The organism is Mesorhizobium sp. M0854 (assembly GCF_040319815.1).
Lineage (GTDB): Bacteria > Pseudomonadota > Alphaproteobacteria > Rhizobiales > Rhizobiaceae > Mesorhizobium.
Map to the genome: position 1 here is coordinate 1 of NZ_JAMYOL010000060.1, position 9,185 is coordinate 9,185.

At 62.3% G+C, this 9,185-nt stretch carries 9 protein-coding genes; 7 read left to right on the plus strand and 2 right to left on the minus strand.

Translation table 11 applies throughout. The features are described from left to right. The first annotated feature begins 156 nt into the window (after positions 1–156). From NKH99_RS32250 to NKH99_RS32270, 5 genes are read left to right on the plus strand one after another with little or no spacing between them, the layout of a single operon-like run. On the plus strand, positions 157–948 hold the full coding sequence (locus NKH99_RS32250; protein ID WP_352475067.1) for an ABC transporter ATP-binding protein: 792 nt from the start codon (positions 157–159) through the stop codon (positions 946–948). Continuing rightward, the gene (locus NKH99_RS32255) at positions 945–2,192 is read left to right on the plus strand and encodes an SfnB family sulfur acquisition oxidoreductase (RefSeq protein WP_353017891.1); all 1,248 of its coding nucleotides are present in this window, start codon (positions 945–947) and stop codon (positions 2,190–2,192) included. The genes NKH99_RS32250 and NKH99_RS32255 overlap by 4 nt, the downstream gene beginning before the upstream one ends. A gap of 33 nt (positions 2,193–2,225) precedes the next feature. Further along, entirely contained in the window at positions 2,226–3,401 is a 1,176-nt protein-coding gene (ssuD, locus tag NKH99_RS32260) for an FMNH2-dependent alkanesulfonate monooxygenase (RefSeq protein WP_353017893.1), read from the plus strand. Further along, complete coding sequence (locus NKH99_RS32265) at positions 3,398–4,816, plus strand: FAD/NAD(P)-binding protein (protein ID WP_353017895.1); 1,419 nt, start codon at positions 3,398–3,400, stop codon at positions 4,814–4,816. The genes ssuD and NKH99_RS32265 overlap by 4 nt, the downstream gene beginning before the upstream one ends. Before the next feature lie 27 nt (positions 4,817–4,843). Next, the gene (locus NKH99_RS32270) at positions 4,844–5,362 is read left to right on the plus strand and encodes a flavin reductase family protein (RefSeq protein ID WP_353017897.1); all 519 of its coding nucleotides are present in this window, start codon (positions 4,844–4,846) and stop codon (positions 5,360–5,362) included. 333 nt (positions 5,363–5,695) lie between these two features. Here NKH99_RS32270 and NKH99_RS32275 read toward each other — a convergent pair whose 3' ends face one another. Continuing rightward, complete coding sequence (locus NKH99_RS32275; RefSeq protein WP_352453637.1) at positions 5,696–6,313, minus strand: cupin domain-containing protein; 618 nt, start codon at positions 6,311–6,313, stop codon at positions 5,696–5,698. Positions 6,314–6,819: 506 nt separating this feature from the next. Here NKH99_RS32275 and NKH99_RS32280 point away from each other — a divergent pair. Continuing rightward, complete coding sequence (locus NKH99_RS32280) at positions 6,820–7,143, plus strand: hypothetical protein (RefSeq protein WP_352475073.1); 324 nt, start codon at positions 6,820–6,822, stop codon at positions 7,141–7,143. A 665-nt stretch (positions 7,144–7,808) separates the two neighbouring features. Next, entirely contained in the window at positions 7,809–8,354 is a 546-nt protein-coding gene (locus NKH99_RS32285; protein WP_352457047.1) for a group I truncated hemoglobin, read from the plus strand. A gap of 99 nt (positions 8,355–8,453) precedes the next feature. Here the strand turns inward: NKH99_RS32285 and NKH99_RS32290 are convergent, their stop codons facing one another. Beyond that, positions 8,454–9,047, minus strand: coding sequence for an SOS response-associated peptidase (locus tag NKH99_RS32290; RefSeq protein WP_352457048.1), 594 nt, complete (start codon positions 9,045–9,047; stop codon positions 8,454–8,456). Between the last annotated feature and the right edge of the window lie 138 nt (positions 9,048–9,185).

Genomic DNA, 9,185 nt, shown 5'->3' on the forward strand with positions numbered 1-9,185 from the left:
CGTTTTTTTTAAAAACACACCGCCCTAACAACATATACAGTCCAAAAAATCCACCCCCCCCCACACCCCCCATGCCTTGGCCCCCAACCTACCCACAAACCCCGCGCGCCCGCCCCCGGGCCGGCCCGCGATTTCCTGCCTATTGCGGAGTCATCGATGTCCAGCCCGGAAAATCCGATCCTGTCGGTCAGTCGCGTGGAGGCCGTCTACAACGGCGCCATCGCCGCCCTGCACGGTGTCGACCTGTCGGTCGGCAAAGGCGAGATCGTCGCACTGCTCGGCTCCAACGGCGCCGGCAAGACGACGCTGCTACGCGCCGTATCCAATCTCCTCCCGGCCGAGCGCGGCACTGTTACCGCTGGCCGGATCACTTTCGACGGCGAGGATGTCTCCAGGGCAAGCCCCTCTCACCTCGTCCGCAAGGGTCTGGTCCAGGTCCTCGAGGGCCGACACTGCTTCCGCTCGCTGACGGTCGAGGAGAACCTTCTGACCGGCGCGCTCGGGCGTTCGTCCTCCCGCACCGGCGTCAAGGCCGACCTCGACCGCGTCTATGCGCTTTTCCCCAGGCTCACCGAGAAGCGGCGAACCCGGTCCGGCCTCACCTCCGGCGGCGAGCAGCAGATGACGGCGATCGGCCGCGGTCTGATGTCGCGGCCGAAACTCTTCGTGCTGGACGAGCCTTCGATGGGGCTGGCGCCGCTGATCGTCGACGAGATTTTCAGCGCTTTGAAGCGGCTCAATCGGGACGAAGATCTTTCGATCCTTGTCGCCGAGCAGAATTCGGCAGTGGCGCTGAAATATGCCGACCGCGCCACCGTGCTCGAAAACGGAAAGAGCGTGCTGGAAGGGTCGGCCGCCGACCTGCGCCAGCGCGACGACATCAAGACCTACTATCTCGGCGGCACGCCGCTTCCATCGCAACATTTTCCCCAGGAGACCGCAGCATGACCATCCAATCGAAGCAGCCGTCCGATATCCGCAGCGCCGTCGCCCCGGTCGAGCGTCCGTCGGCCAGAGCGCATGTCATCAAGACCGACGCCGAGGCGATCGCTGTGGCGGAAAAACTGGCCGCAGACTTCGCCAAGGACGCCTCCAGGCGGGATCGCGAGCGCATCTGGCCGAAGGAAGAGCTCGATGCGTTTTCGCAGAGCGGCCTGTGGTCGATCAACGTGCCGAAGGCCTATGGCGGACCGGAACTCTCCTATGTGACGCTGTCGAAGGTGATCACCATCATCTCGGCGGCCGATCCGTCGCTCGGCCAGATTCCGCAGAACCATCTCGGCGTCGTCGCCGCCATCCGCACCGTCTCTGACGAGGCCCAGAAGCAGTTGCTCTTCGCCGAAGTTCTGTCCGGCACGCGGTTCGGCAACGCGTTCTCGGAATTCGGCTCCAAGCGGGCGGCCGACTTCGAGACCAAATTCGTCGACGCTGGCGACCACGTCGTGGTCAATGGCCAGAAATTCTATTCCAGCGGCGCGCTGCTCGCCCATCTGGTGCCGATCGTGGCGCTCGATGACGAGGGCCGGGCCTGGTATGCCATCGCCGATCGCGGCGCGCCCGGACTGACGGTCATCGACGACTGGTCGAGCTTCGGCCAGAAGACGACGCTGTCCGGCACAGTCCTGCTCGACAATGTGAAAGTGCCGAAGACGCATCTCGTCCCCGGCTACAAGGGCTATGACCGGCCGACGGCCGACGGCGCCATCTTCCAGATCATCCAGGCTGCTGTCGATCTCGGCATCGCCAACGCGGCGATCGACGAAACCGTCAGCTTCGTGCGCACCAAGTCGCGCGCGTGGATCGACAGCGGCGTCGATCATGCCTGGCAGGATCCCTACACGATCCAGGCCGTCGGTGACCTTCGCCTGCGGGCCAATGCGGCCGAGGCGGTTCTGGACAAGGCAGGGCTGGCGGTCGACCGCGCCGTGGCCGATCCGAACGATAAGACCGTGGCGGAAGCGCAGATCGCGGTTGCCGAATCCAAGATCCTCACCACCGAGATCGCCATCAACGCCACCAACAAACTGTTCGAACTCGCCGGCACGCGATCCACACTGGCCGAGCACAATCTCGACCGGCACTGGCGCAACGCCCGAACCCACACGCTGCACGATCCGGTGCGCTGGAAATACGCGATCCTCGGCAACTATTACCTGAACGACGTCAATCCGCCGCTACACGCCTGGAGCTGAGCGAGAACGCCGTAAAGTCATAGAGGACTGTTCATGAGCACTGCCATCCCCGACAGGATCAAGGTCCTGTGGTTTCTTCCGACCCATGGCGACAGCCGCTATCTCGGCACCTCCGAGGGGGGCAGGGCGGTCGACCTGCCCTATCTGACCCAGGTCGCCAAGGCCGCCGACGCCATCGGCTATTACGGCGCGCTGCTGCCGACCGGCCGAAGTTGCGAGGACAGCTGGGTCGTGGCGTCGGCGCTGGCGCCGTTGACGCAGCGGCTCCGCTTCCTCGTTGCCGTCCGTCCCGGGCTGCAGTCGCCGACGCTCGCGGCGCGGATGACCTCGACGCTCGACCGCATTTCGGGCGGGCGCCTGCTCATCAACGTCGTCACCGGCGGCGACCCGGTCGAGAACAAGGGCGACGGCATCTTCCTCAGCCATGACGTGCGCTATGAGGTGACGCGGGAATTCCTCGATATCTACAAGGCCGTGCTGCGCGGCGAGACCGTTGCCTACGAAGGCAGACATTTCCGCATCGAGGACGGAAGGCTGCTGTTCCCGCCTGTGCAGACGCCGCATCCGCCGCTATATTTCGGCGGCTCGTCGGAGGCGGCCAATGCGGTCGCCGCCGAGCAGATCGATAAATATCTGACCTGGGGCGAACCGCCGGCTGACGTCGCCGCAAAGGTCGACCATGTGCGCGGCCTTGCCGAGAAGGCCGGACGCCAGGTGAGTTTCGGCATCAGGCTGCATGTCATCGTTCGCGAAACCAATGACGAAGCCTGGGCCGATGCCGACCGCCTGATCAGCCGCCTGGACGACAAGACGATCGCCGAGGCGCAGAAGGTTTTCGCGCGCATGGATTCCGTCGGCCAGTCGCGCATGAGCCGGCTGCATGGCGGCCGTCGCGACAAACTCGAAATCAGTCCGAATCTGTGGGCCGGTGTCGGCCTGGTGCGTGGCGGCGCCGGCACCGCTCTGGTCGGCGATGCGGCTACGGTGGCGGCACGGATCGATGAATACCGGCGCATAGGCATCGATACATTCATCCTGTCCGGTTACCCGCATCTGGAGGAAGCCTATCGCTTCGGCGAACTTGTGTTGCCGCAGTTGCCACTCGATCACGAGATCTCAACGCGGCAGACGGCCGTCAACATGGGCCCCTTCGGCGAAACCGTGGCCGGCGACCATCGCCCGTCGGCGCTGCGCGCGAGCCAGTCTTGAGCGCCAGCGCACCGATCGTAGCGATTGTCGGCGGCGGCTTTTCAGGTGCGGCGACTGCGTTTCATCTGGCGCGACTGCTCCCGGCCGGTGCATCCGATATCGTGGTCGTCGAGCCCCGCGAGGGGCTCGGCTATGGTCTGGCTTACTCCACGGCAGATCCGGCGCATCGTATCAATGTGCCGGCGTCGAGAATGACGCTGATCTCCGGCCAGGACAGCCACTTTGCCGAGTGGCTGGAGCAGACCAGAGCCATTGTAGACGATGCCGAGGCTATTGCCGCCTACGGAGCACTCTACCCGCAGCGTCGCGTTTTCGGGCGCTATGTGGAATCTCATCTCCGGCCCTTCCTTCTCAGCAAAACGATCCGCCATGTCAGGTCCGCCGTCGCATCGGTCGAGCGCACCGGCGAGGGCTACCGTCTGATCCTCGCTGATGGCGGGGCGCTCGCTGCCGACGCCGTGGTGATTGCGACGACGCATCCGCCGCCGGCCTTGCCGATGCCCCTGAAGTCCGTGGCTGGCACAGCCGGGCTGGTGGCCAATCCCTATGATCTCGAGAGGCTGGAAGCGATCGGCCGCGACGACCGTGTCCTGGTCGTGGGCACCGGACTGACGTCGGCGGACGTGATTGCAACGCTCGACCGCAAGGGGCATCGTGGCCACATCGTCGCGCAGTCACGCCACGGCTATCGCTCGCGCGGCCAAGCCGCGATGCTGGCCGATCCAATTGGCGATTTCACGACCCTTCCTTCACGCAGAGCAACGGCACTATTCAGGCGCATCCGGGTAACGATCCTTGATGCCAAGCGTCGGGGCGAAGACTGGCATCCGGTGCTCGATGCCGTCCGACGTCAGGGACAAACCATCTGGCAGGCCTTGCCGCTGGCCGAGCAGCGACGTGTGGCACGCCATCTTCGTGCGCTCTGGGACGTGCATCGCTTCCGCCTCGCGCCGCAAGGTGCGGACGTGCTCGATCGATGCGTCGCCGAGGGCAAGCTTGCCTATCGCGCCGCAACGATTGTCGGCGCCGAACAGGTCGACGGACGCATTTGCGTCAGGCAGCGGCTGCGTGGCCAACGCAGCCTCGTTGTCGAGGCTTTCGACAGTGTGGTCGTGACGACCGGACCGGCGCACGCCGATATCTTGCGGACCAACACGGCGATTGCGGCGCTCGAGCGGATGGGATTGGTCCGGCTCGACCCGATTGGTCTTGGTTTGGAGACCGACAGCCAAGGCCGTGCGGTCGGCACATCCGGGCGCCCGACCGACAGCATTTTCGTCAGCGGGCCATTGGCGCGAGGCAGCGTCGGCGAACTGATGGGAATTCCCGAAGTCACCGCACATGCCGAGCGCATCGCCGCCGAAATTCACCAATGGTTGGGATACCAAACGGCGTTGCGTTGCAAGGCGTCGTGAAGCTGCAAACACGATGAGGCTATCCAGATGACACTGACCGAACGCGTTCCCCTAGTGGAAACCTTAGTGGAAAGCCGGGTTCCCCTGAAATTTGCGATGCGACACCTGGCCGGAGCTGTCTCCGTGGTCACCGCAGGTGTTGGCGACGAACGGACGGGCGCAACCGTTACCACCGCCCATTCCCTATCGGTCGAACCGGAGGTGATGGTTGTCAGCATCAATCTGAACTCGTCTACCTGGGCAGCCATCAGCCGGCAGCGGCATTTCTGCGTGAATGTGCTGCGTGCCGACCAGATCGCGATTGCCGACCGCTTTGCCGGGCGCGGTGGCCTGAAGGGGTCGGCGCGCTACGAGGGCGCTCGCTGGTCCAGCCTTGCAAGCGGCGCACTGGCACTCGACGAGGCGCTTGCCGCGGTCGACTGCACGGTTGAGGATACTATTATTCGCCACAGCCACGCGCTGATCCTCGGCAGCGTCCGGCATGTGGTGAGTGGAGAGCCCGGCCCGGCGCTGATCTATCATCACGGCGCATACGGATCGTCGTAAACGTATTTCGGTTCCTGGTGCTTGACGGCGCAGTGAAGGTCCAGGCATTCAAATGAAGGCTTGATCTAGAATGCCTTGGAGAGAAAACAGTAAAGGCGAGGCGGGTCTTTTGGCGTCCAGCCAGAACCGCGGGCTAGAAGTGATTCCCAGCCATTTTGTCGCCCGTCACAATGTTACAAAACTCATCGTAAGTAGTTGATTTTATTATAGATACCTAGAGTTCAATCCTCTCTCGCAGCACCATCGAATTCAGCATGCACCTGTTAGCGTCAACTGGTCGCCGACTGTCTGCAACAGGTGGAGAGCGGAAGTATCATCCCGGGAAATGTCGCCTCAATCGAGGCTGGCCGGCGACGAGAACGGCTGATTGGCGTCGACCACGAAGATGGCCAGCTCATCGAGATCGGTTGTGCCGGCGCTGAACACCTCCATCGGCGTGTTGGCCCCGTGTCCGATCATTGCCGTGCCAGCTTCAGCATAGGTCACTCCGTGGGGCGTTCTCTGGCCGAGCTTGCCGGCCAGCACATAGAAGGCCTCCGGTCCCGGATGCGTATGGATCTTCGTCTTGACGCCGGGCGCTCCACCGGCGCGGTTGACACGCAGCAAATACTCGCTTGCGCTGATCGGAGGGATCGGTCCGATCTCGACGACCTTGGTTCCGCCGGTCGTAGAGCCATCCTTCGGTCCAAGCGTGAACAGCCAGACCTTGCCTGCGACCTCGGCCGCAAGCGAGGTCGGGCCCGCAACGCTTTGGGCTTGCGCCAGCGTTGGCAGATTATCCAGCCGCCAGTACAACGGTCCGGAGGGCAGTTCCTTCACCTTTTTCTCAACCACCGGCTCGACGGCGAATTTGCTGTCTGCGGGCATTGAGGCTGACGTCATCAGCCCGAAAGCACACACCGAGAATATAAGCAGGCCAATACGACGGGCGCTGAGGGAATGCGGCTTCATGGTTGGTCCTCCCTTTCATGGTCGTCCCCTCGACCCAATATTAGCTATAGCATATGTACCGACTTACGGCACGGACCAAGTTTCGAGCGAGCTAAAGCGCCTGCCGCCAAAGAAGACTGTTCATGATGCCAAACCCTCTAGGGAGAGTTTTCAAGCGTTGGAACTAGGTGTCGCGGTGGCATTGGCTGCGATGACGAGTGCCAGCAGCGCAAGGCGTGGCTCCTCCGCGTCGTCAAATGGGTAGCTGACGGCCCCCGTTTAGAGTTCGAAGCAGTCTTGCCCCCAGGCTACTGTGTCTGACGTGAGTCCAACGGTCCAGCCGTCCAAGATCGGCCCGCGCATGGCGGCCAGCCCCGTTCGGGCGGGCGCCCGAAAATGCCTGAGGTGCCAAGCATCTCGCCATGCTAGGAAAATGCCAAGGTCGAGGCACAGCTCCGCTCGCACGCGCCATGATGCGCGCGGGGAAGGCGTTCCAGTCTGCCCTGCTGCAGGCGGCTTAACAAAGCTTGCAGCCGGGAACAATCGTTCAACGACTCGCGTTTCTTGCCAAGGCCCGCTTCTTTTGCAACGGGGCGGCGGGCGTTGAAGGCTCGCAAATGTCGCGCCGGCGTTTCAATCGCACTCGCCTCAGCCCTCACGATTTGGCTATCTGTGAACGCGTGTTTGATCAGGTTTGCGCAGATGAGCACATTGACCCTCTAAGCCTGGATGCCGAAGCCTTGGCGGTGATGATTGTCGCAATCTTCCGAAACGTGACTACCAATGAGCGCGAACTGCTGGAGGAAGTTAGGTCTCTTCGTCGCTCAAAAGGGGCAGAGAAGGCGCACTAGCTTGGCGGGCGTTCCGAGGCGAATTGGCCTAGTCCCGCTTTGGCACAGCCGTTTGGCATCTGAATTGCCCGTTGAGAATCGCCAGAGCGTAGCCACCGAGCTTGCGAAGGGGACGGAAATGGGCTTAGCCGAAGACTTATCGGATGTCGCGCTCACATTCGAATGTCCGGATTGCTTGCATCCGGCGGTAAGAAAGGGCTCTGCACTAAGAACAATCGCGCACTTCAGATGCGACGGGTGCAACGCCAAGGTGCGGATGACCTATCCGCAGAAGCTCGCGATCTTCGAAAAGCACAGGCTATTGGCCGCAAGCAGCCGGCAAAGCCGCGGGAAGCGATTGTACGCCCCCTACCGGGGCTGATTGCCGCCGACAACACGACACAGAAGGAAAATGCCCAAGGTCAGGGGCACAGATGCGGCCGAAGTGGCTTCGCGACCTCTGCCGCGTGCAGCGACGCGTGCTTAACACTTCCTCATCCGCGCGGCCTTCGCCCCTTTTGACGCATGTTGACCACGGCAATGCCGCCCAATCGGAATAATTCGGGCGAAGGGCTCGTTAGTTCTTTAGGCGATGCTAAAATACGGCAAAGTGTCCGAATGTCATTTCATGAAGCCCGCCAGACAGGCTGCGGCTCGCTCTGGCCTAACCTCGAAGGGAACCAGGGATGAAAATTTCGACTTCTCTCACAAGACGAAGTGTTGTCGCCGCGCTGGCGCTGGCCGCCGCATCGACGTCGGTATTGCCTGTCGACAAGGCGCTCGCGCAGACGAAGAAAACCACATCCGAGAAAAGTCTGTATGAGCGGCTGGGCGGCGTGTTTGCCATCGCAGCGGTGATCGATCATTTCAGCGACGCCGTCGTGAGGAACCCGATCGTCGGCCAAAAGTCCAAGAATCCGCAGCTGCGCAAATGGCACACCAAGAACCTGGAAAGGTTGCCCGGCCTTAAGTTCATGCGCACGCTGTGGGTCTGCGACGTTTCTGGCGGGCCCTTCAAGTTCGTCGCCACCAAGCCCGGCACGACGCCGCTCGGTCTCGAGGAGGCGCATCGCGACCTGCGGATTTCCCCCGCGGAATTCGATGAGGTCGCAGCCGAACTCGGGCGGACGTTGGATCATTTCAAAATTCCGAAGCCTGAGAAAACCGAAGTCCTGGAAGCTTTCGCCGCCCACAAAGACGAGGTCACCGCCGGCTACGTCAAGCCGGGCTGAAGCGCTTATATCGCGCGGGCATTCGTTCTGAGCATGGCGCGCATCGCCGTGACGATGCGGCGCGGCCGTAGCTCAGCGCGCGCAGTCTTCCGATGGATCCTACTCGGAACCTGCGCGAACTGTTTCCGCGCTGAGCGACCCTTCCGGCAGTGGCAGCATGAGTTCAGCCTCGGACTTCGTCAGATGGATCCATGCCGCCCAGTCCGATGGCCGCAGCACAACCACTTGCCGATTGTGATATGGCGCGACATCCGGCCCCGGATCGGTCGTCAGCATCGTGAACGTCGGCGGCTTGTTGCCGACACCCTCGCGCCACAGCCCGGCAATCGCCATGAACGAATGGCCATTCAGCGTGAACCTGTGCTTGGTTTTTGGATATTTCGCTCCCGTGAATTCGAAGAATGCCGACGCCGGAACGAGACAGCGCTTGCTGTTGCTGAACTGCCGGCCCTCCGAGCGAAAGTTGAATACAGGTCCGCCTTTTGGCCCGGCCGGGGGAAAGCCGAACGTCATCGACGCCAGTTCGATTGCGTCGCCGGCGGCGCGCATTACCGGCGCGGGGTCGTTGATGTGGATGTCATCCGCCTGCGGCAGATCCAATTCGGTTTGATGGCTGGGGATTTTGAGCGCCAGCGATTCCATCATCCGGCAGTATTCGGCCCAGGCGATGTGCTGCTCGTAGTCATTGCACATGGAAAGGCTCCGTACGCTCGACCGAGATCAGTTCAACATAGCGTTTATCGGTTGGCGCCGATTGCTGGCGGATTTGATATAAGCCTATTTGGGCCGGCGTGCGGCAGCGATGGCCTGCAACAGATTGATGCTGTTCAC

Bases quoted from the DNA above. Each gene is read 5' to 3' on its own strand.
- NKH99_RS32270 (WP_353017897.1), top strand. From the start codon at position 4,844: ATGACACTGACCGAACGCGTTCCCCTAGTGGAAACCTTAGTGGAAAGC.
- NKH99_RS32255 (WP_353017891.1), top strand. From the start codon at position 945: ATGACCATCCAATCGAAGCAGCCGTCCGATATCCGCAGCGCCGTCGCC.
- NKH99_RS32275 (WP_352453637.1), bottom strand. From the start codon at position 6,313: ATGAAGCCGCATTCCCTCAGCGCCCGTCGTATTGGCCTGCTTATATTC.
- ssuD (WP_353017893.1), top strand. From the start codon at position 2,226: ATGAGCACTGCCATCCCCGACAGGATCAAGGTCCTGTGGTTTCTTCCG.
- NKH99_RS32285 (WP_352457047.1), top strand. From the start codon at position 7,809: ATGAAAATTTCGACTTCTCTCACAAGACGAAGTGTTGTCGCCGCGCTG.
- NKH99_RS32250 (WP_352475067.1), top strand. From the start codon at position 157: ATGTCCAGCCCGGAAAATCCGATCCTGTCGGTCAGTCGCGTGGAGGCC.
- NKH99_RS32290 (WP_352457048.1), bottom strand. From the start codon at position 9,047: ATGTGCAATGACTACGAGCAGCACATCGCCTGGGCCGAATACTGCCGG.